This is a genomic window from Methanobrevibacter sp. UBA412 (assembly GCA_002495685.1).
Taxonomy (GTDB): Archaea; Methanobacteriota; Methanobacteria; order Methanobacteriales; family Methanobacteriaceae; genus Methanobrevibacter_A; species Methanobrevibacter_A acididurans.
Map to the genome: position 1 here is coordinate 24,831 of DAGJ01000009.1, position 21,218 is coordinate 46,048.

Below are 21,218 nucleotides of genomic sequence, written 5' to 3' on the forward strand. Positions count from 1 at the left end.
TAATTTTTATTATTTTATTTTTTAAACTTTTTATCTTGTTTTATTTCTTTTTTTTAATTATTTTTTTTAATTATAATGATTAATCATGACTATGTTTTTATTTTTTTCAATTTTTATTAAATGTTCTTATATTTTATTTTCTTCTTTTATTCATTTTATACTATATATTGCTTATTTAAATGATTTTTGATTTGTTATTCTTTATTTTATTTTTGTTTTGCTTTTTATGGCTTGTTTTATTTAATTTAAGATGTTTTTTCTATTTTTGAATATTTTTTATTTTTTTTACTAATTTTTTAAAAATTTTATAATAAAAATACTAATTTTATTACTTTTTTCTTTTATTGTTCCTTTTTTAGTTCTGTTTTTTCATAATTTTATATTTACTATAAAAGTATATATATTATTTAATTTAAATGATTAATTATGACAAAATGGAGGAAAATATTATGATTGAAATTCGCTTTCATGGTCGTGGAGGACAAGGTGCTGTAACTGCAGCTGAAATTTTAGCAAAAGCAGCATTTGAAGATGGAAAATTTTCTCAAGCGTTCCCATTCTTCGGAGTAGAAAGAAGAGGGGCACCGGTCATGGCTTTTACTAGAATTGACTCAAAACCTATAAAAATCAGATATCAAGTATACAATCCTGATTATGTAATGGTTCTAGATGATGGATTACTCAATGTTGTAGACATTTATTCTGGAATAAACAAAGATGGTGAAGTAATTATAAATACTACTAAAGAATTAGATTCTAAAGATGTGGAAGTATTTGATATTGATGCAACTGGTATTGCATTAGATAACTTAGGTAGAAACATAGTAAATACCATTATTTTAGGATGCTTTGCTAAAAGAACTGGTGAAGTAACCATTGAATCTATTATAAAAGTAATTAAAGAAACATTCCCTGGAAAAATAGGGGAAAAGAATGCAACTGCTTGTAAGATTGCATATGACTTAGCTTAAAAAATTTTTAAAATTTTTTTATTAAAATTAAAATTTATTTTAACGTATTATCAAAAAAATTATAAAAAGGTGATATAAATGGATACTATTGGAGGAGCAATAGCCAATCCCGGAAATACCCGTATTAATAAAACAGGTAGTTGGAGAACCTTTAAACCAACACTTAATAAAGATGAATGTGTTGATTGTGATAACTGTATCCTGTTCTGTCCAGAAGGATGTATAAATAAAGATCATGATATAGATTACGATTATTGTAAAGGCTGTGGAATTTGTAAAAATGAATGTCCAGTAAAAGCTATTGAATTAGCGAGAGAAGAATAAAAAGGAGATTATTTATGACAAAAAAAGTTATGACATCAAATGAAAGTGTAGCTACTGCTGTAAAGTTAGCTAAACCTAAAGTAATTCCTGTTTATCCTATAACTCCACAAACAACAATATCTGAAACATTAGCACAATATGTAGCTGATGGAGATCTTGATGCTGAATATATTAGAGTTGAATCTGAACATAGTGCAATGAGTGCAACTTTAGGAGCTTCTGAAGCTGGAGTAAGAGTATTTACTGCTACATCTTCTCAAGGATTAATGTTTATGCATGAAGTAGTATATGCTGCTGCTGGAATGAGAGCACCTATTGTTATGGCTGATGCTAATAGAGCAATTTCTGCACCATTGAATATTTGGAATGATCATCAAGATGCAATAGCAGAAAGAGATTCTGGATGGATACAAATCTTTGTAGAAGATGCTCAAGAAGCATTAGATACAACTTTAATGGCTTATAAAATAGCTGAAAACGAAAATGTATCTTTACCTGTAATGGTTTGTTTAGATGGATTTATTTTAACACATACTGTAGAACCTGTAGAAATTCCAGAACAAAGTGATGTAGATGAATTTTTACCACCTTATGAACCGGTACATCAATTCTTAGATCCAGAAAAACCAATGAGTTTAGGTAATTTTGCAGATACTAAATCTTATACTGAATTAAGACATGATATTCAAAAAGCTTTAGATTATTCTAAAGATGTAATTACTGATGTTGGTAAAGAATTTGGTGAAAAATTCGGTAGAGAATATGGTCTTATTGAAACTTATAAAACAGAAGATGCTGATATTATAATTGTTTCAATGGGAAGCCTTTGTGGTACTATTAAGGCTGTTGTAGATGATTTACGTGATAAAGGTGAAAAAATAGGATCATTAAGAGTTAGATCTTACAGACCTTTCCCATATGAAGAAATTGAAGAAGCAACTAAAAATGCAAGTAAATTAGCTATAATTGATAAAAATGTATGTTTCGGTGTTGGAGGAGCATTATATAATGATATCAAAGCTCGTGTTGGTAAAGAAGCTTATGATTTTATAGCTGGTTTAGGTGGAAGAGATATTACTCGTGAAACAATTTTAAAAGTTGTTGAACAAACCAAAAATCCTGTTAAAGATGTTAATTGGATAGATCTTAAGGAGGACTATTAAAATGGAAGTACCTGAAATAGAATTATTAGCACCAGGTCACAGAGGTTGTTCTGGTTGTGGAGCTAGTATTGGAGTAAGACTTGCTCTTAAAATGTTAGGTAGAAATACTGTAGCTATAGCTGCTACAGGATGTTTAGAAGTTATGACAACTCCTTTCCCTGAATCTGCATGGGAAGTTCCTTTTATTCATGTTGCTTTTGAAAATGCCGCATCTGTTGCTTCTGGTGTAGAAGCAGCACTTAAAGCTCAAGGTAAAGAAGATGTTAATGTAGTAGCTTTCGGTGGTGATGGGGGAACTGTAGATATAGGTCTCCAAGCATTATCTGGGGCAATGGAAAGAGGTCATAACATGTTATATATTTGTTATGATAATGAAGCTTATATGAACACGGGTATTCAAAGAAGTGGAGCAACACCTTATGGTGCAAGTACAACTACTTCTCCTGCAGGTAATGTTAGTTTTGGTAAAACAGAAACAAAGAAGAACATGCCTCTTATTATGGCAGCTCATGGAATACCTTATGTTGCAACAGCAAGTATTGCTTATCCTGAAGATTATATGAAGAAAGTTAAAAAAGCATCTGAAATAGATGGACCGTCATATATACATTTACATCAACCATGTACTACTGGTTGGGGATTTGATCCAAGTAAAACTATTGAAATTGGTCGTAAAGCTGTTGAATCTGGTGCATGGTCTTTATATGAGATTGATCAAGGGGAATTTAAAGTAACTTATAAACCTCAAAACAGAATTCCTGTTATGGATTATTTAAGTACTCAAAAAAGATTCAGACATCTTAAACAAGAACAAATTGATCAAATACAATCTTATGTTGATTCAAATTGTGAAGAATTAGGAATATAAATAATAGAAGGAGGTAACTCTTTTGGAAAAATTATTAGTACAAAGTGAATTATGTGATGGTTGTTTAGATTGTGAAAAAGCTTGTGAAGGTATTCATGGTGTTAAAAATATCACTATTCATGATGTAGGTGACAGTTATTATCCAATACGTTGTCAACAATGTGAAGATGCTCCTTGTGAAACTATATGTCCTACTGGTGCTATGACCAGTGAAGGTGTTGATGCAACTAAATGTATAGCTTGTGGTTTTTGTTCCATGGTTTGTCCATTCGGTAGTATTTCAATAGCTTATGGAAGTTCTCATAAATGTAATCTTTGTAAAGATCGTGAAGATGGTCCAGCTTGTATTCAAGCATGTAGTAAACGAGCTATTGCTCTTGTTGATATTGAAAATCTTAAAGATAAAAAACAGAGTGCACATGTTGCTAAAATTCAAAGTTTAGGTAAAAAACCTAAACGTAAAGGTGTTTTATCTCTTGTAACAAGTGCAACTAAAAATAGTGCTGCTATGGATAAGGAGAGTGAATGAGTATGCGTGAATTGAATTTAACTCCAGAATTATGCGTAGATTGTGGAAAATGTGAAAGAAATTGTCCAAATAATGCAATTCATGTTAATGAAGGAATACCATTATTCTGTATGCACTGTGATCCTAATCGAGCTCCTTGTCTTCATTCATGTCCAGAGGGCGCTATTGAAGAGTTAGGTGGAGCTATAATTATCAATGAAGATAAATGTATAGGGTGTGGAACATGTACAACTGTTTGTCCTATTGGTGCCATAAACATTGATGAGGTTGGAACCGCAAAAAAATGTGATTTATGCTTTGATAAAGAATCTCAAGCATGTGTAGATTCTTGTCCAACTAAAGCATTAACTAATGACATAGAAGAAATTATTCAAGAACGTCAAGAAAAAGTTTCTGAAGGATTAGTTAAAATTCAAAGCATAATGAAATAAAAAATTTATATTTAAGATTTTTTTAGATTATTTTTTCTTTTTTTCAAATTTTTTTTACTATTTTTTAATAAATTATTTAAATTTGTTTGTATAATATTTAATAGAAAAACTATTAAAAATTTTATTTTTTTAAGGGAATATTTTTATGATTACAGAAAAACTTATTGAAGATACAATTTTCCAACTTTATAAAAAAGCAGCTATAGAAGTTAGAGATGATGTAAAAAATGCACTTGAAAATGCACTAGAACAAGAGGACAATGATTTAGGAAAACTAAACATTAATAATATTCTAAAAAATGTAGAATTAGCCTTTAAGAATCAAATACCTATGTGTCAAGATACTGGCTTACCCATAATTTTTGTTAAACTTGGAAATGTCAAATGTGAAAATTTAGTTAAAGCTATCCAAAATGGGGTTAAAAAAGCTACTAAAGATGTGCCTTTACGACCTAATGTTGTAGACCCATTAACTAGAGAAAATACGGGTACTAATATTGGGGATGGTATTCCTCAAATAAATATTGATTTAATAGATGAGCCCTATGTGGAATTCACAGTTTTACCTAAAGGTTTTGGTTCAGAAAACAATAATAAATTAAAAATGGCATTACCTGCTGAAGGTATTGAAGGAATTAAAAATTTTGTAATAGAATCTGCTTTAGCTGCAGGTGGAAAACCTTGCCCTCCAATGATTGTTGGAGTTGGAGTTGGTGGAACTAGTGATATGGCTATGAAATTAGGTAAAAAAGCTTTATTAAATAATATTGGTGAACATAATCCTAATGAAGAAATAGCTAAAATTGAATCAGAAATTTTAAGTGAAATTAATAAAAAAGGTAAAGGACCAATGGGAATGGGTGGACGCACAACTGCTTTGGATGTTAAAATATTAACTGCAAGTACACATACAGCAGGATTACCTATTGGGGTAGTTATCCAATGTTGGGCTCATAGACATGCTACAACTCGTTTATTTAATGAATAAATTTAATTAAATTTTTAGGAAGTAACTAAATTGAAAGTTCTTATAATTACAGGAAAACTTGCTTATCCTTTAGTAAAAGAAAAAGCAGACAAGAGTAAAGTTGATACAATTGTTCATATTGCAGATAATACTCAGGTAGCAGCATTTTTAACTCCTAATAAAATTATTAAAGAAATCAAAAATAATTTTGCTAATCAATTGGATACTGTTGATTTTATTATTGCTCCAGGTTTGATGAGAAAATCTACAACTGAAATTAAAGAAGCATTTAACATACCTACTTTTAAAGGATCTACTGATGCAGCAGATTTACAAATGGTTCTAGATTTAATGGAAGATTTAGAATTATCTGAAGTTAAAGCTGCAGATAGGTTGATTGAAGAAGAAAAGCGCAAACAAGCATTTGAATTAATTAATAATTATGAAAATGATAAAATTAATGTAAATAATTTACTTAAAAAATCAGAAAATATTCTTGTTAAAAATTTACCTGTAGGTGAAGACTTTCCAATGCGAGTATTATCTGAAATTGCAAATGCTCCGGCTTTATCTAAAGAAGATTTAATTAAAAAAGCAGAATACTTTATTGCTTCCGGTTCAGATATGATAGATATTGGTATGCTGGCTGGTGAAGATCGTTCTGAAGATATACCTTCTTTAATTGATACATTAAGGCTGATTGTTGGGGATAAACCTTTAAGTATTGATACTTTAAATCCCAAGGAAATAAAAATTGCTGTTGATTGTGGAATTGATATGGTATTAAGCTTAGATCATGGGAATTGTGAAGAATTATTACCTTTATTAAAAGAACATAATGTTCCTGCAGTATTGCTTCCAACAAATTATAATGAGGGATTTGTACCTCATACTCCTAAAGAACGTATCGACTCTATGAAAAAGCTTATTAAAAAGACTGAAGGCTTGGATATTATTGCGGATATGGTTTTAGATCCAATTAATAGTAATAGTCTTGTTGATTCTATAACTGCTTATAATGATTTTCATAAGCAATGTAAAAGACCAATGTTTTTTGGTATTGGGAATGTTATAGAATTAATGGATACAGATTCTGTAGGAGCTAATGCAGTACTTTCAGGTTTAGCCATGGAATTAGGGGCAAGTATACTTTTTACTCCTGAAGAAAGTGCTAAAACTGCAGGTAGTGTTCATGAATTGGCAGTTGCTAGTAAAATGATGTTTTTAGCTAAAAAAAGACATTCTATACCTAAAGATTTAGGTATTGACTTATTGGTTTTTAAAGATAAAAGAAAACATAATAATTTATCAGAACAATATAATGTTCCTTTAGAAGAAGCTAGTGAATGTAAAAAATTTAAAAGGGATCCTAAAGGTAGTTTTAAGATTCGTGTAAGTTATGGTAAAAATGTTGAGGATAGTAAAATTATTGTAACACATTTTACTAAAACAAAGCCAGATATTTCTATTTCAGGATCTTATGCTAAAGAAATTTATGATGAACTAGTTAAAAAAGGATTAGTAACCAGATTAGAGCATGCTGCTTATTTAGGAAGTGAATTAGAAAAAGCTGAAATTGCTATGATTACTGGTAAAGATTATATTCAAGATTTTCCTTTATTTAACCATCCATTAAAATTAAATTAATCTTTTTAATTATTTTTATATTTTATCAATAATTGGGGATATTTTTGAATCAAGGTTATTTAATTCAGATTCTTTAACCATTAAAGTTTCTAAAGGTTCTTTTCCAATAATCTCACTCATTTTATTAAAAGTTTTTTCACCCTTATCGGATTTACTTGTTGCAACATATATTACATTTTTAAATTTATTTGCATTTTCATTGATGTAAGCTAATATTGGTGAAGACATAGTTCCTGCCCATATTGGTGTTGCTAAAATAATACAATCATAATCTTCAGGATTATAATTAGTTTTTTCTATTTTAATCTTTTTTCCAATTGCAGAATCTTTACCGCCTTTTATATAACCAATTTTTCCAGAATAATTAGTTTTTGGTATTATTTCTTCAATATCGCATGAAAGTTTATTTTGTATTCCTTCAGCAACTTTTTTAGTATTATTTGTTCTTGAATAATATGTAATTAGTGTTTTCATTTTTTTTCATCTCTTAAAGTCTATATTTTAAGGTTAATTTTATATTTAATAATAAAAATATTATATTATATAAATTTTAATGAAAAAAGTCTATTTTAAAAATAAAATTTTTATAATTATTTTTGAGGTTTAATTAATGAGTTATCGAGGAAATAGGATACAAAAACGTAATAGAATAGCTTACTTAGATCAATTAAAAGCTATTTCAATTTTACTTGTTATTATAGCTCATGTTTGTTATTATTATATTCCTGGACATATTAATGGTTCAGAAGTTGCAACTTTTTATGATATTATTTGTAAAGTAAGTATTCCTCTTTTTATGATGGTTTCAGGAGTTCTAATTTTAGGTAGAAAATCTGATTTTATTAATTTTGTAAAACTTAGATTTCCTCGAATGTTAATTCCATTTTTTTCATGGTGGATTATATTCATAGTTTTAGCATTAGTAACTGGAAATTATGTAAGAACTGCATCTGTATATCATGTTTCTTTTATAACTTATATTTTTAAAATGTTATTAGGAGAACCACAATACTTAGGTCATTTTTGGTTTGTTTGGCTTATGTTAAGTATTTACTTAGTTGCTCCTATTATTAATAAATGGATAACTAAATCTTCTTTCGATGAAGTAGGTATTTTCCTCATTATTTGGTTTATAACATGTATTTTTACAACTTTCCATCTTCCATACATTAATATAGATTTAAGATACTTTGCGGGACCATTAGGTTATTTTATCTTAGGTTACTATTTACACAATAAAAGAAGTTTTATTTTAGAAAATAAATGGATTTGGCCAATCGTTTTCATTGCTGTGACTATAATTAGGTTAACTTTACCCTCAAATAATATATTAACTGCAGGCACAAGTGATAATTCATTATATTATAATATACTTATAGTCTTCCAAGCTGTTAGTTTTTTCTTAACTATAAAAAACTTTAATTATGATTCCAGAACATTAAGTAATAAAAATAATTTTTTCACAACAGGTTTTTTTAGTTTTGCTATAATATCCTTAAGTAGTAATGTTTATGGAATTTATTTAGGGCATATGTTATATTATGAATTATTAACACCATTATTCCTGATTAATAATTTTTGGTTAATGATTCCATTATCTGGAATATTTATTTTACTATTAACTTGGGCTACAATGTTAGTATTTAATGAAATACCAATATTAAGAGCTTTAACAGGTAGAATTAGGTATAAAAATACTAGATAAAAAAATTTTATTATTTTTTTTATCTTATGCTCTTTTTAAATTTATTTATTTTAAAAATTAAGAATTATTATTAATTTTCATATTTGGATTATTGTATGGAATGTTTAAATTTTCTCCTATATTAATTAAGGGTATTATGCAGTTTAATTCATTGGTTATGGAATTATTTCCATTTAATTCTTGGTTGTTTGTGTTGTTTTGGGTGTTGTCAGTTGAATAAAATGAACTTATTGCGAATCCGCCTAAAACTATTATAAACAATATTATTAATCCTATTATTTTTTTATTCATTTTCATTATGCTCGTAAAATTAATTATTAATTATCTTTTATAATTTTTAGTATTTTATTTTTTGGTTTTAAAAAACATTTTTAGTTTTAATTGTTTAAAACAAATCTATTTATTTAAAGAAAATGAATATTATAATTATTAAAAAAAAATAATTTTAATAATAATATTAATTGAATTATAAAAAAAATATAAGAAAGGTTTTTAAATTGGTTAAAGATGAGATTACAATTAAAAATATTGATAAAAATTTAAATGAAATTGGTTATGTTAGTAATAAAGAAATAACCACAGCTATGTTCTTAGCATTATCTTTAAATAAACCTATACTAATTGAAGGACCTCCAGGTGTAGGTAAAACTGAATTAGCAAAAGCTATTGCTAAATCATTAAATAGGGAATTTTTCCGTATACAATGTTATGAAGGAATAACATTTGAACAAATAATTGGTGAATGGAATTATCAAAAACAATTATTACACTTAGAATCATCTAAAGGAAAAAATCAAGATGAAAATAGTATCTTTAATAATGAATATTTTATTAAAAGACCATTACTTAATGCTTTTATGAATGAAAACGATTCACTATTGTTAATAGATGAAATTGATAAAGCAGATGAAGAAGTCGAAAGTTTTTTATTACAAGCATTAGGTGAAAAAGAAGTTACAGTAAATGATTTAGGGACTTTTCAATTAAATAATGATCTTATTGTTATATTAACAAGTAATTCACAAAGAATGTTACTGGATGAAACTAAGGATAGATGTTTATTTTTATATATTCCATATCCAAGTGTAGAACGTGAAATGAAAATTGTTAAATCAAAAATACCTGAAGTTGATGATGGTTTATCTCGTAAGGTGGTTAATTTAGTTCATCGTATTCGTGATTTGAACTTAACTAAGAAACCTAGTGTGAGAGCAACTGTAGACTGGGTTAATAGTGTAGAAAATTTAAACACTAAAAATGTAGATCAAGCACTTATAGATAGTGTAGGTGTAGCAGTTAAAAGTGAATCTGATAAAAAAAGAGTTATGAAAGATATTTTCAAACAATAATAATTATATAAATAATGAATTAATTTTTTTGATGTTTATGAAAGCTAAAATAATATATTTGTCTAATCAACTTAGAGATAAAGGTTTAAATGTAAGTATTCGTAGTACACAAACTGCATTAGATACTTGTGAAATTATAGGTGTGAATGATTTAGTTTCACTTAAAAGAGCTCTAAGAAGTGTTTATGTTAAAGATAAATATGATATGATTAAATTTGATGAAATTTTTGATCAATGCTTTATTAAACCTCCTTTAACTGATGAATCTAAGAAAGTTAAAAAAAATAGTAATATGAATGCAGGTAAAGCTGGTGGAAAATCTAATAAGTATGTTATTAAGAAAAAGAATGCTAAAGTTCATAAAAAACCAAATAAAATGGGAATGGAACAAATTAAACAACTTTCAGGGACACCTGTATTAGATGATAGAGAAAATTTAGAACGTGAAGGTGAACTTTTAAATAAAGATTTAACAAAGTTAAATAAATTTGATCCTAGAATGTTGGAGTTATGTCAACAATTGGGTCGTCGTATTGCTAATAAAAGATCTAGACGTAATAAATTAGCTAAAACTAATAAAGTTGATATTCGAAGAACTATGCGTAAAAATATTAAATATGGTGGAGTTCCTGTTGAGTTAATTAAAGCTAAACCTAAAAGACATAAGAATGAACATTTATTTTTAAATGATATAAGTGGATCATGTGAATGGATTAGTAGTTGGTTTTTCATGTTAATGTATTCCTGTCAAACAGCTTTTAAGAATTCAAGAGTTTTTGAATTTGATAATAAAGTTATTGAAACAACTGATGCTCTTAAACAGGATTATTTATTAAATGCTTTTGCTGATGTTAGAACTTTACGTATGAGGAATGCGATGGTTCATGGAACTAGTAATATGTATTCAGCATTTAATTTATTTAAGAAACAAGCAAAATTAAATAATAAATCTTATGTTGTTTTATTATCTGATTGTCGTGATTGGGCAGGTCCAAAAATTGACGGTATACCTGCAAGTGTTGAAGTATTACAAGATATAGTAAGGGACAGTAAAAAAGTTGTTATACTTAATCCTGAGGATAAAAATAAATGGGATGTAGTTGATAGCTGTGTTAGTTTATATGAAAATGTTGGTGCTAAAGTATTTGAAGTTAGCACTCTTAATCAGTTAGCTGATTTTGTAGTTCAAATGTAAAAATTTAATAGATGATTAATATGGATATATGTAGTAAATGTGGTAACCCCAATATTGTAATTAAAAGAAAAGCATCTGGACAAGCCTTGTGTCAAGATTGTTTTATAGAAAGTATTGAGAAAAAGGTTATTAAAACAATTAAAAAAGAAAATCTTTTACAAAAAGGAGATAAAGTTATGGTTGCGTTATCTGGAGGTAAAGATAGTGTAGCTACACTTGAAATTTTGAATTCTTATGTTGAAAGACATTTCATTGAGTTATGTGCATGTACAATTGATGAGGGTATTAAGGGGTATCGTCAAGAAGGAGTAGATATAGCTAAGAGACATGCAAAACGTTTGGGGATAGAACATCAAATTTTATCATTTAAAGATGCTTTTGATATAGATCTTGATGAGATTATGAATGTTCCAGATCATAGAGGAGCTTGTACTTACTGTGGGGTTTTTAGACGATGGTTAATAAATCGTGCAGCAAGGGATATGGGTGCAACTAAAATTGCAACTGGTCATAATTTGGATGATGAAGCTGAAGCTATAATGATGAATTATTTAGAAGGCAATATTGGAAATTTAGTTAAAATTGGTCCGATAACAGAATCTAAAAGTGAATTGTTTACTCCTAAGATCAAACCACTTCGTGAAATTCCTGAAAGAGAAGTTGGATTATATGCTTTATCTAAAGGTTTAGAAATCCATTTAGATGGTTGTCCTTATGCTCAACAATCTTTCAGAATGGAAGTAGGTAATGTTTTAAAAGATTTAACACCAGAACATCCTACAATAATGTATAGTACACTTAGAGGATTTGATAAAATGCGACCAGTTATTCGTGAAGAATTAACTGAACCTTTTGAATTTGATAGGTGTGAAATTTGTGGTGAACCTTCATCAAATAAGGTTTGTCGGGCTTGTACTTTCTTAAAAGAGTTAGGTCATAGCCCTAACTTAGATTATTTTTAAGGGATTAAATTTTTTTTAAATAAATATAAGATGATTTTTATGACATTTAAATTAGAGTATAATGAAATTAATGAAGATAAAGAATTAAATGGTAAAACAACAATATTAAATGTTTTAGATGATTTGGAAGTTTCTCCACAAACTATTGTTGCAAAAAAGAATGATCAAATAGTATCAGAGGATGCTGAAATAAATGATGGAGATACTATTAAATTAATTCAAATTATATATGGGGGATAAGATTTGAATTTTATCGTTATGAGGTTAATTTTATGAAAGTATATTATGAATGTGGGGCATGTTATTTACGTCAAGCTAAGGAAGCATTAAATCTAGCTAGTGATGATGATGATTTAAAACTTAAAATAATGGAAGATGTAATTAAGTTTTTGTCAAAAAATTTTAAAAAGGGAGCATCATCTAATGCAACAGGATCTGGAATGCATAAATTGATAATGGATGAAACAGGTTGTAATGATCCTTATAATGAGAAGAAACATTTAGGTAATGAAATAGCTAAAAATTTATTACCTCAAGTAAAAGAAATACTTAAAAAAGATGATAGTTTAGAAAATTATGTTAAAATAAGTATTGTAGGTAATATTTTAGATTTTGGTGCTTTTGGTTTTGATACTGATATTAATAGTTTATTAAATGATTATTTAGGTAAAGATTTGGCTATTAATGATGTAAATAGTTTAGATTATGCGTTGAAAAATCATGATGAATTGTTATATTTGGTTGATAATACTGGGGAAATAGTTTTTGATAAACTTTTGCTTGAAAAAATAAAAGAGGATTATGATATTCATATTACTGTTGCAGTAAAACATAATCCAATTTTAAATGATGCATGTATGGAAGATGCATTAGAAGTTGGTTTAGATGAATTTGCAGATTTAATTACAATTGGGACTAATACTGTAGGTGTAGTATATAATAGTTTATCTGATGATTTTAGGGATTTCTTTGATAAATCAGATTTTATTATTTCTAAAGGTATGGGTAATTATGAAGGTTTAAGTGAATTAGATTTTCCAACTCAGGATGTTTTTTATTTATTATGTTCTAAATGTAAAGCTAATGCTTTATCTTTAGATGTTGCTAATGGTGATATGGTTTTGTTAAAATTTAAGAATTAATCTTTTTTTTAATAAAATTTATTATTCGTATATTTATGAACAAATTGGTAATCTTTATAAACAATAAAATTTATTATATAAAATTATGAAAGAAAAAACTTCATGGATAATATTAATTATTGTTTTTATTTTAATAGTGGTATCCGCTTTTGCAATAACTAATAATTATTTTAATATTAATCCGCAAACTAATGAGGTTTCTACCTCTGCTGATTCCAATTCTGTAAGTGATTCAAGCAATTATCATGTTGAAAATAGTTCAAATGTAACTGTAATTAGTAATAATATTGAATGGTATACTGATTTAGATTCAGCACTTAGTGTTGCTCAAAAGGATCAAAAACCATTATTTTTAGCGTTTCAATCTTCCACTTGTCAGTATTGTCAACAAATGAATTCTGAAACATATACAGATGTTAATGTTCAAGATAAACTTAATAGTAATTATATTCCAGTAATTATTGATGGGGATAATCATCCTGAATTATGTAGTAAATACCAAGTTGTAAGTTATCCAACATTTGTAATTTTAAATTCAAATGGTGATGTGAATAAAACAATTATAGGATTCCAATCTGTAAATGATTTATTAAGTAAAATTTAGTTAGTAGTGTAGGTATTGGTTTATGGATTTCATGTTTATTATTTCATTTTTAGTAGGTATAACTTCAGTACTTTCACCTTGTGTATTACCTGTAATTCCTATAATTATTGCATATTCTTTTTTAGAAAGAGATAAAATTGAAACATTAGTTTTTACTTTGGGATTATTTTCAGTTTTCTTTGTAATTATCATTTTGTCTATGATTTTTACTGCAACTATTACTCATTATTTACATTGGATAAGAATTTTAGCATCTTTAATTTTAATATTTTTAGGTTTAGTTCTATTATTTAATTTAAATCTATTCAATTTTAATTTAAGAGTTAAAAATAATAAAACTGGATTGTTAAAATCTTTTTTAATGGGTTTAGTAACTTCTTTAGCTTGGGCTCCTTGTTATGGCTCATATCTTTTAAGTTTGATGAGTGTTACTATATCTAAAGGTAATGTTGTTTATACTGGTTTGAACTTATTATCATATACTTTAGGTTTTGCTTTTACAATTTATTTAATAGGATTTATTGTATCAGAAATAAACTTCAAGAAAATCAATGAATGGTCCAATATAATTAATAGAATTTGTGGATTAATCATTTTAATAGTGGGAGTATATATGCTACTTGCTCAATATGGAATTTTATTATAAAAATGGTGAGACAATGGATATAGGGTTTATAGGTTTTGGCAAAGTTAATCAAACATTAGCAAATAAATTAACAAAACAATATAAAACATATGTCTCAATAGAAAACAGAAGCGAAGAAACAATAAAACGCATAAAACAAACAGAAACAATAAAATTAGATTCAAATAAACAACTAATGGAAAAATGTGACATAATAATAAGTGCAAATAGTCCAAAAAACGCACTAAACGTAGCAAAACAATTTTCAAACTATGAAGGATTATACCTAGATTTAAACAATATAAACCCAACAACCACCCTAAAAATAGAACAAATATTTTCAAACAATTTCATTGATGGTGCAATAATAGGTAAAGTTGAAAATTTAAAACTTTTAATATTATCAGGTCCAAAATCAAAAAAATTATCAATTTTCAAAAACTGCAATATTAAAACAAACATCATAAGTGACAAAATTGGAGATGCATCTAAATTAAAAATGTTAAGAAGTATCTATACAAAAGGAGTAAGTGCCCTATTAATCGAAACATTTGAAAATGCAAATAACTTAAGCTCACAATTATGGGACATATTAGAAATTACAGAAAATACAGATTTCAAATCATCAAGCACATCCCGTATAAAAAATAGTAAAAAAAATAAAAAACGTAAAAATGAAGAGTTAAATGAAATATTAAATTTCTTAAAAAACCAAAACTCTTCTACAAATAATTTAATCATGACTGAAGCTACAAAAAATAAATTCGAAAAACTTTAATTGTCATGAATATAAATTTTAACTCTCAATCCACGATCCCTTTCCACTACCTCTCCCCTAACAGGTATGAATTGTGAATCGATAATATAACGTAAATAAGTAACATGCAATGCAGGTAATTTTAATATAGTTTTAATCTTAAATTTACCCTCTTTAATCTCACAAGATAACATATTATCCTTATCAACATAAATTTTAGCAGGGATTCTATGTTCCTTTAACCCTCTTTTAAGCTTTTTAGTTTCAAACTTTGTAATATTCAAACCACCCTCAAAACTTAAAGGAACATTATTTACCTCAATATTCTCACTTCTGAAACGTTCATTAGCATCTTGTGTTAGTTCCTCATTTTCAACTTCACTAGCAACATAAAAAGCTCGTTGAATAACTTTATCAACAATTTGTTCTGGAGGAATAACACCTTTAGCTTCATAAGTCCTCATAAGTTTAACAACTTCATTTTTACTAACCTCTTTTTCAATAGCACTAGTTGCTAATCTTGTAAGAACAGGACCATAACCAACTCTTCTAAAAACAGCCCAAATACTTTCAGGATCTTGATATTGCCGAGCTTCAATTATTGCATTTACAGCATCTGCATTTAAATATGCAATATTAGTCAAATCTCCACGGGAATAAGTATTCATTTTATGAGTGATACTTCTATAATTTCTTTGATTATTAATAGTTCCATTATCAATTTCCCTTTTAATAATCTTAATACTTGATTTTGGAAGTAAATTTTCCACTTCATCTGTAATTTCCATATCATTCTCAATTATAGATTTCCTAATAAAACGTCCACTAATCTTTCCATCCTTTTCTAACTCCGGTATGATATGGATTTTCATATTATGTTCAAATTTGGTTTTCAAAAACTCATTAACTGCATACCATCTAACAACATTCCTATTTGGTATTTCACGAGGCATTCCTAAAAAGTTTTTTTCACGCACAAAACGATCACCCATCTTTTTAATCTTTTCAGGACTAACTTCTGCAGCACTAATATAATCAGTTATACCCTCCTCAATCATTTGTGATGCACGTATAGGTACACTATAAGATAAAGTTAATCTATGATGTAATCCTTCTACAGGTACAATAACATCTGCACCACATGCTTTAGCCATTTCAGCCCTAGCATTAAAATTACAGAAAAAAGGTGCATGATTTGCACTGTAACCTTTATTTAAGTATACAACTACTTTATCTCCAGTTTTATTTGCTATTTTTTTTCCACTTTGGATTAATTGTTCATGCCCTAAATGTACAGGGTCAAAATCTGCACTGATTCCAATCATTTTCATATATTCCTTAAAAAAATATTATTCATTTAAAAAAAGTTTACTTATTCATTAATAAAATAAAAATTTTAATTTTAAAAAAAATTTGTTAAAGACAGATTATACTTTATCTGTCTAATAAATTCAATATACCTGCTAAAATTAACCATATTCCGATTAAAGCTCCTAGAACTGTAGGATCTTGTATGTAAGTTCCTACTATAATATATATTACACCTAAAATAATACCTATTATACCAATCCAAAATCCGTAACGTGTTTCTCTACTTGTTATAAGAATTATTAAACCTATGACGATTAAGAATAGTCCTGCAAGGTAAATAGTTAATGCTGCTAAGAATGCGAATAAACTTGGATTGAAAATTAATCCTAATGAAAGTACTAACATTACAATACCTATTATAAGGTATAAAATACATTTAGTTTTACTATAATCAATTTCAGATACACCAGTAACAAGTAAAAATATACTCATTAATAATATAGATAATCCAAGAATACTACTTGCTCCAATTACGCCCAGCATAGGAAATGCAATGATTATAACACCTAAAATTATGGCAATAATACTAATTGATTCCTTTTTCAATATAATAAACCTCCCTTTATAATTGTTATTAATATAATATTTTTAATTAATTATTAAAAAAACTTTTCTTTAATATAAAGGTAAATGTTTTTTATTTGTTTTAGATTGACTTAAATTATTAAATTTTATTTCTGCTTCCCATTCTTTTTTACAAGCACAATCATGATGAATTTGTGTTTGTGTAAGATTACTACTAATAATTTTATGTTTTAAATCTTTATTACATTTCTTACAATTGTAAGGGCCACGTTTAGAACCAAATCCTGAGGTATCCATTAATGCCGGAATTTTTACATTTTCTCTTATTGTGTTAATAATCTTAACAGTACTCCAAATCCAAGGAGGTTGATATGATCCTCTTCTCCATAATCTTTCTATCACAGTTCCTTTATGGATAGTAGCAGGACAACAACTAATACGATCAACTCCAATTTCTTCAACAAAATATGTAGTATCAATAGCTTCTTTTATAGCTTCAGATTCGGATACGAGAATAGGTTTAACAAAAATATACGCTTTACTTTTTATATTATACTCATTTTTAGCTTCTTTGATTAAATCTATGGCTTTTTTAAAAGTTTCTGTACTGAATCCCTTATTTATTTTTTCTAAACGTGTTTCTTCATTTACTGTTTCTAATCCTATACTTATTTCAAAAAGTTTTCCATTTAAAATTTCACAAATTTCATTTATACGTGTACTTGTAATATATTCAGGTCTTGATTCAACAATAACTTCACTTATTTCATCAATATTACTAATTATTTTTAAAATTTGATCTCGTGCTTTTATTGGTAGTTCTTCAGGATTAAAAAAACTTCCAGATGCAAATAATTTTATAGCAATCTTTTCACCATTATCAAAATCTTCTTTAATTTCTTCTAAATATCTATTTAATTGATTTTGGAACAATTCTATGATTTTATCAGTTTCTATAGGTTTTAAATAACAATCATGAATATAACTACACATTGTGCATCCACCACTTGGACTTAACGCCCAACTACAACCAGGTGTAGGTAATATTAAAAATATAGATTTTCCTTTACCTGAGTATAATAAGTCTTCTTGGTACCAACTTGTGGCTAGATATTCTAAATCCTTAGGTTTTGTTCTTTCAATAGCATTATCCCGTATTTCTTTTGTTAATTCTCTTATTTCCATAGTTTTAAAATCCATTTTGTTTAATTGTTATTATTATAATTATTCTTTATGTTTTTAATTAATAATATAAAAAGATGAAACATAATTTTTTATATATAAATGTTTCGATATTTTTCTAATAACAAATACTTTATAAGCTCTTGCATATAATTTAACATGGTGATAATAAATGAAATTTGGTATAGAATTTGTTCCGAATGAACCATTAGACGAAATTGTAAAAGACGTAAAATTAGCTGAAGACGCAGGATTCGAATATGTATGGGTAACAGACCATTACAACAATAAAAATGTATATGAAACTTTAGCATTAATCGCTAAAGAAACATCTACTATTAAGTTAGGACCTGGTGTAACTAATCCATATGTACGTGGACCAGCTATATCTGCAAGTGCTATTGCAACTATAGATGAAATCTCTGACGGAAGAGCTACCTTTGGTATCGGACCTGGAGATAAAGCTACATTTGATACATTAGGTATTGAATGGACAAAACCTGTAACTACAGTTAAAAACGCTATTGAAGAAATTAAAACATTAACATCTGGTGGATCTACTCCTAGTGGAGCAGCTTTACAAGGTGCAAAAGCGGTTCAAGAAGCAATCCCTATGTATATGGGTGCTCAAGGACCAAAAATGCTCGAAACTTCTGGAGAAATAGCAGACGGTTGTTTAATCAACGCTTCTAATCCTAAAGATTTCGAAGCAGCTATTCCAATGATCAAAAAAGGTATTGATGCTGCAGGTAAAAACATTGCAGACTTTGATGTAGCAGCTTATACTTCTACTTCTATTGGAACTGACTCTGAAGCAGCTAAAAAAGCAGCAAAAATTGTTGTTGCATTTATTGCAGCTGGAGCACCTCCAATGGTTATTGCAAGACACGGATTACCTGAAGGATTCAATGATAAATGTGGTGACTGCTTAGCTAAAGGAGACTTCGGTGGAGCAATTGGTTTAATAGACGATGCTGCATTAGATGCATTCTCTGTATGCGGAACCCCTGATGAATTCGTTCCTAAGATAGAAGCTTTAGGTGAAATGGGAGTAACTCAATATGTTGCAGGATCCCCATTAGGTAAAAACAAAGAAGAATCTATTAAATTATTAGGAGAAGTAATCGCTAAGATGTAAATTCTCTTAATTTTTTATTTTTTCTTTTTTTTTTAAAATTATAATTTTAAATTCCAATAAATTAAATATTCAATTAAAATAAATACTATTTTTAAATAAATTTAATATAATAAATTTGAAATATTATACTCTTTTGATAAATTTTTCACTTTCTTTAATAAATTATATTGATAATGTTTATTAGGATAATCTAAGTATTTGCTTTTCACTTTACTTTCAAACAATTTTTTAGTCTCATCATAATATTCAGGATAAAATTTTTTAACTTTTTTTAAATATTTGTAACGGCAGTCATTTTCACTTTCACCATATAAAGTTAGAGTGCTAGGTAAAATGTAATCCACATTATAATCTTTAAAAATTTTTATAGTTTCTCTTAAAACTTTATCAGTATCTGTTATAAAAGGAAGGATAGGCATAAATGTAATACCTACTCTAAAACCTGCATCTTTTAATTTTTTAATAGATTTTAATCGTCTGGTAGGTTTAGGAGCATTAGGTTCAAAAATTTTAGCCACATCATCAAAAACGGTACTAAAAGAAAAAGAAACAATAACTTTTTCATCTATTTTATCAACTAATTCCATAGGTAATATAGAGTTTTTATTAATTTTTTGTAATATATCTATATCTCTACAAATTAAATCGGATTTTGTAACTATATGAACTGGGTAATGAAATTTATTAGCAATTTTTAAGAACTCTCGAGTCATAAATAATTCTTTTTCAATTTCCATGTAAGGATCAGATGCAGAACCAATAGTAAATAAAGCCCTTTCACCTTTTTTTGCTTTATTTTTTAATTGTTGGTGTAAAAGATCATTAGCATTAGTTTTTACATAGTATGTTTTTGTATCTTCCGCATACTTGCTTCCATTGATATAACAATAACTACAATCAAAGGTGCACCCGTTATAAATGTTAAAACTATAGTCTTCCATAAATAATTGTCTAGGACCATGTCTTTTATTTAGTATTGTTTTTACTGTTTTTTCTTTGAAATGATACTTTTTTATTATCTTTGTTTTATCATTTAGAGTATTAATCATTATTTTAATCTCTTTTATTCTATTTATTTATCTGTTTTTTTATTATTACCTAATTTAATTTTCTTTTTTATTATAATTTACTGTTTAAACTAATTTTTATTTTAATTTTCCCTATTTTCTTTCATACCGTAAATTTTATTTTTTTTATTTTTTTTATTTTTTCCAATTTTGTATTACTATTTTAAATTTATTTATTATTATCTATTTTTTTAAAAATTTTAAAGATTTAATAATACTTTAATAATTAAAATATTAAATTTTAATTTTTATTTATCCATATAAATTAAAATATATTTATATTTTTTAAAAATAAATTTTTTTGCAAATATTTTTATTAAATTTTATCTTTGTTGTAACTTTCTCTAAAGGTTGTGCCATGTGTTTATGGCGTTGGTTTAAGTTTGATGTATTTTACATTTTAACTATGATGACTGCTTTTCCACATGTGGCTAAATTTTTTCATGTTTATAAGTCAATCAACTTTGATTGATTCAATAATTCTACATGTTTTTATGAGGACCTAATACTTAGTATTATGGTTTGATGTTGGTTTTGTAGATGTGGTGATATTTGATTGTTATATCTGATATGTAAGATGTAATGAATCTGTATTTTATGTGTATTACTCTGTCTATTTTTTTATGTGTACTTCTTAACGTGACTAATAATGTTATAACGTATTTAGTTTACTATTTTTTTGTATTTTCTGTCAAA

General features: G+C 27.1%; 24 protein-coding genes. 18 read left to right on the plus strand and 6 right to left on the minus strand.

Annotated features, from left to right (window positions below; genetic code table 11):
- Positions 1-449 precede the first annotated feature (449 nt).
- From porC to BP997_RS03030, 8 genes are all read left to right on the plus strand, one after another.
- A complete protein-coding gene (gene porC / locus BP997_RS02995) occupies positions 450-971 on the plus strand; it encodes a pyruvate synthase subunit PorC (protein WP_409197997.1) in 522 nt (173 codons plus the stop codon).
- Positions 972-1,049: 78 nt separating this feature from the next.
- Positions 1,050-1,295: a pyruvate synthase subunit PorD gene (gene porD / locus BP997_RS03000; RefSeq protein ID WP_409197996.1), complete on the plus strand. Its 246-nt coding sequence runs from the start codon at positions 1,050-1,052 to the stop codon at positions 1,293-1,295.
- Positions 1,296-1,309: 14 nt separating this feature from the next.
- Positions 1,310-2,458 (plus strand): pyruvate synthase subunit PorA, encoded by a 1,149-nt coding sequence (porA, locus tag BP997_RS03005; RefSeq protein WP_413825675.1) that lies wholly within the window; start codon positions 1,310-1,312, stop codon positions 2,456-2,458.
- 1 nt (position 2,459) lies between these two features.
- Positions 2,460-3,326, plus strand: coding sequence for a pyruvate synthase subunit PorB (gene porB, locus BP997_RS03010; RefSeq protein WP_413825677.1), 867 nt, complete (start codon positions 2,460-2,462; stop codon positions 3,324-3,326).
- A gap of 22 nt (positions 3,327-3,348) precedes the next feature.
- The gene (locus tag BP997_RS03015; protein ID WP_409197993.1) at positions 3,349-3,855 is read left to right on the plus strand and encodes a 4Fe-4S dicluster domain-containing protein; all 507 of its coding nucleotides are present in this window, start codon (positions 3,349-3,351) and stop codon (positions 3,853-3,855) included.
- 2 nt (positions 3,856-3,857) lie between these two features.
- A complete protein-coding gene (locus tag BP997_RS03020; RefSeq protein WP_409197992.1) occupies positions 3,858-4,286 on the plus strand; it encodes a 4Fe-4S dicluster domain-containing protein in 429 nt (142 codons plus the stop codon).
- Between the two features lie 145 nt (positions 4,287-4,431).
- Positions 4,432-5,274: a fumarate hydratase gene (locus tag BP997_RS03025; RefSeq protein ID WP_413825682.1), complete on the plus strand. Its 843-nt coding sequence runs from the start codon at positions 4,432-4,434 to the stop codon at positions 5,272-5,274.
- Between the two features lie 30 nt (positions 5,275-5,304).
- Positions 5,305-6,900 (plus strand): dihydropteroate synthase-like protein, encoded by a 1,596-nt coding sequence (locus BP997_RS03030; RefSeq protein ID WP_413825684.1) that lies wholly within the window; start codon positions 5,305-5,307, stop codon positions 6,898-6,900.
- A 15-nt stretch (positions 6,901-6,915) separates the two neighbouring features.
- Here the strand turns inward: BP997_RS03030 and BP997_RS03035 are convergent, their stop codons facing one another.
- The gene (locus BP997_RS03035; RefSeq protein WP_413825686.1) at positions 6,916-7,374 is read right to left on the minus strand and encodes a flavodoxin family protein; all 459 of its coding nucleotides are present in this window, start codon (positions 7,372-7,374) and stop codon (positions 6,916-6,918) included.
- A gap of 136 nt (positions 7,375-7,510) precedes the next feature.
- On the opposite strand from BP997_RS03035, the gene BP997_RS03040 reads away from it, so the two are divergent.
- The gene (locus BP997_RS03040) at positions 7,511-8,605 is read left to right on the plus strand and encodes an acyltransferase (protein ID WP_409197988.1); all 1,095 of its coding nucleotides are present in this window, start codon (positions 7,511-7,513) and stop codon (positions 8,603-8,605) included.
- Between the two features lie 57 nt (positions 8,606-8,662).
- On the opposite strand, the gene BP997_RS03045 is transcribed toward BP997_RS03040, so the two are convergent.
- The gene (locus BP997_RS03045; protein WP_409197987.1) at positions 8,663-8,896 is read right to left on the minus strand and encodes a hypothetical protein; all 234 of its coding nucleotides are present in this window, start codon (positions 8,894-8,896) and stop codon (positions 8,663-8,665) included.
- A 206-nt stretch (positions 8,897-9,102) separates the two neighbouring features.
- Here BP997_RS03045 and BP997_RS03050 point away from each other — a divergent pair, with 206 nt between their 5' ends.
- The 8 genes from BP997_RS03050 (at position 9,103) to BP997_RS03085 (ending at position 15,260) form a co-directional block, all read left to right on the plus strand.
- A complete protein-coding gene (locus BP997_RS03050; protein WP_413825689.1) occupies positions 9,103-9,954 on the plus strand; it encodes an AAA family ATPase in 852 nt (283 codons plus the stop codon).
- 37 nt (positions 9,955-9,991) lie between these two features.
- Complete coding sequence (locus tag BP997_RS03055; RefSeq protein ID WP_413825692.1) at positions 9,992-11,149, plus strand: VWA domain-containing protein; 1,158 nt, start codon at positions 9,992-9,994, stop codon at positions 11,147-11,149.
- 20 nt (positions 11,150-11,169) lie between these two features.
- Positions 11,170-12,111, plus strand: coding sequence for a TIGR00269 family protein (locus BP997_RS03060; RefSeq protein ID WP_413825695.1), 942 nt, complete (start codon positions 11,170-11,172; stop codon positions 12,109-12,111).
- 39 nt (positions 12,112-12,150) lie between these two features.
- Entirely contained in the window at positions 12,151-12,351 is a 201-nt protein-coding gene (locus tag BP997_RS03065) for a MoaD/ThiS family protein (protein ID WP_409197983.1), read from the plus strand.
- Positions 12,352-12,383: 32 nt separating this feature from the next.
- Complete coding sequence (locus tag BP997_RS03070) at positions 12,384-13,253, plus strand: damage-control phosphatase ARMT1 family protein (protein ID WP_413825698.1); 870 nt, start codon at positions 12,384-12,386, stop codon at positions 13,251-13,253.
- 85 nt (positions 13,254-13,338) lie between these two features.
- A complete protein-coding gene (locus BP997_RS03075) occupies positions 13,339-13,857 on the plus strand; it encodes a thioredoxin family protein (RefSeq protein ID WP_409197981.1) in 519 nt (172 codons plus the stop codon).
- A 22-nt stretch (positions 13,858-13,879) separates the two neighbouring features.
- The gene (locus tag BP997_RS03080; RefSeq protein ID WP_413828787.1) at positions 13,880-14,503 is read left to right on the plus strand and encodes a cytochrome c biogenesis CcdA family protein; all 624 of its coding nucleotides are present in this window, start codon (positions 13,880-13,882) and stop codon (positions 14,501-14,503) included.
- A 13-nt stretch (positions 14,504-14,516) separates the two neighbouring features.
- Positions 14,517-15,260: an NAD(P)-binding domain-containing protein gene (locus BP997_RS03085; RefSeq protein ID WP_409197979.1), complete on the plus strand. Its 744-nt coding sequence runs from the start codon at positions 14,517-14,519 to the stop codon at positions 15,258-15,260.
- On the opposite strand, the gene BP997_RS03090 is transcribed toward BP997_RS03085, so the two are convergent.
- From BP997_RS03090 to BP997_RS03100, 3 genes are all read right to left on the minus strand, one after another.
- Positions 15,257-16,564: a cytidyltransferase gene (locus BP997_RS03090; protein ID WP_413825701.1), complete on the minus strand. Its 1,308-nt coding sequence runs from the start codon at positions 16,562-16,564 to the stop codon at positions 15,257-15,259. The two genes, BP997_RS03085 and BP997_RS03090, sit on opposite strands and share 4 nt — an antisense overlap.
- A 109-nt stretch (positions 16,565-16,673) precedes the next feature.
- Entirely contained in the window at positions 16,674-17,156 is a 483-nt protein-coding gene (locus BP997_RS03095; RefSeq protein ID WP_409197977.1) for a DUF308 domain-containing protein, read from the minus strand.
- A gap of 69 nt (positions 17,157-17,225) precedes the next feature.
- Positions 17,226-18,320: an archaeosine biosynthesis radical SAM protein RaSEA gene (locus tag BP997_RS03100; protein WP_413825703.1), complete on the minus strand. Its 1,095-nt coding sequence runs from the start codon at positions 18,318-18,320 to the stop codon at positions 17,226-17,228.
- 169 nt (positions 18,321-18,489) lie between these two features.
- Here BP997_RS03100 and mer point away from each other — a divergent pair, with 169 nt between their 5' ends.
- Positions 18,490-19,455, plus strand: coding sequence for a 5,10-methylenetetrahydromethanopterin reductase (gene mer / locus BP997_RS03105; protein ID WP_409197975.1), 966 nt, complete (start codon positions 18,490-18,492; stop codon positions 19,453-19,455).
- 101 nt (positions 19,456-19,556) lie between these two features.
- Here the strand turns inward: mer and BP997_RS03110 are convergent, their stop codons facing one another.
- A complete protein-coding gene (locus BP997_RS03110) occupies positions 19,557-20,504 on the minus strand; it encodes an SPL family radical SAM protein (protein ID WP_413825706.1) in 948 nt (315 codons plus the stop codon).
- Positions 20,505-21,218 lie beyond the last annotated feature (714 nt).

Bases quoted from the DNA above. Each gene is read 5' to 3' on its own strand.
- BP997_RS03055 (WP_413825692.1), top strand. From the start codon at position 9,992: ATGAAAGCTAAAATAATATATTTGTCTAATCAACTTAGAGATAAAGGT.
- BP997_RS03045 (WP_409197987.1), bottom strand. From the start codon at position 8,896: ATGAATAAAAAAATAATAGGATTAATAATATTGTTTATAATAGTTTTA.
- porD (WP_409197996.1), top strand. From the start codon at position 1,050: ATGGATACTATTGGAGGAGCAATAGCCAATCCCGGAAATACCCGTATT.
- porB (WP_413825677.1), top strand. From the start codon at position 2,460: ATGGAAGTACCTGAAATAGAATTATTAGCACCAGGTCACAGAGGTTGT.
- BP997_RS03025 (WP_413825682.1), top strand. From the start codon at position 4,432: ATGATTACAGAAAAACTTATTGAAGATACAATTTTCCAACTTTATAAA.
- BP997_RS03060 (WP_413825695.1), top strand. From the start codon at position 11,170: ATGGATATATGTAGTAAATGTGGTAACCCCAATATTGTAATTAAAAGA.
- BP997_RS03040 (WP_409197988.1), top strand. From the start codon at position 7,511: ATGAGTTATCGAGGAAATAGGATACAAAAACGTAATAGAATAGCTTAC.
- BP997_RS03100 (WP_413825703.1), bottom strand. From the start codon at position 18,320: ATGGAAATAAGAGAATTAACAAAAGAAATACGGGATAATGCTATTGAA.
- BP997_RS03075 (WP_409197981.1), top strand. From the start codon at position 13,339: ATGAAAGAAAAAACTTCATGGATAATATTAATTATTGTTTTTATTTTA.
- BP997_RS03070 (WP_413825698.1), top strand. From the start codon at position 12,384: ATGAAAGTATATTATGAATGTGGGGCATGTTATTTACGTCAAGCTAAG.
- BP997_RS03085 (WP_409197979.1), top strand. From the start codon at position 14,517: ATGGATATAGGGTTTATAGGTTTTGGCAAAGTTAATCAAACATTAGCA.
- BP997_RS03080 (WP_413828787.1), top strand. From the start codon at position 13,880: ATGGATTTCATGTTTATTATTTCATTTTTAGTAGGTATAACTTCAGTA.
- BP997_RS03110 (WP_413825706.1), bottom strand. From the start codon at position 20,504: ATGATTAATACTCTAAATGATAAAACAAAGATAATAAAAAAGTATCAT.
- mer (WP_409197975.1), top strand. From the start codon at position 18,490: ATGAAATTTGGTATAGAATTTGTTCCGAATGAACCATTAGACGAAATT.
- BP997_RS03020 (WP_409197992.1), top strand. From the start codon at position 3,858: ATGCGTGAATTGAATTTAACTCCAGAATTATGCGTAGATTGTGGAAAA.
- BP997_RS03090 (WP_413825701.1), bottom strand. From the start codon at position 16,564: ATGATTGGAATCAGTGCAGATTTTGACCCTGTACATTTAGGGCATGAA.
- porA (WP_413825675.1), top strand. From the start codon at position 1,310: ATGACAAAAAAAGTTATGACATCAAATGAAAGTGTAGCTACTGCTGTA.
- porC (WP_409197997.1), top strand. From the start codon at position 450: ATGATTGAAATTCGCTTTCATGGTCGTGGAGGACAAGGTGCTGTAACT.
- BP997_RS03035 (WP_413825686.1), bottom strand. From the start codon at position 7,374: ATGAAAACACTAATTACATATTATTCAAGAACAAATAATACTAAAAAA.
- BP997_RS03065 (WP_409197983.1), top strand. From the start codon at position 12,151: ATGACATTTAAATTAGAGTATAATGAAATTAATGAAGATAAAGAATTA.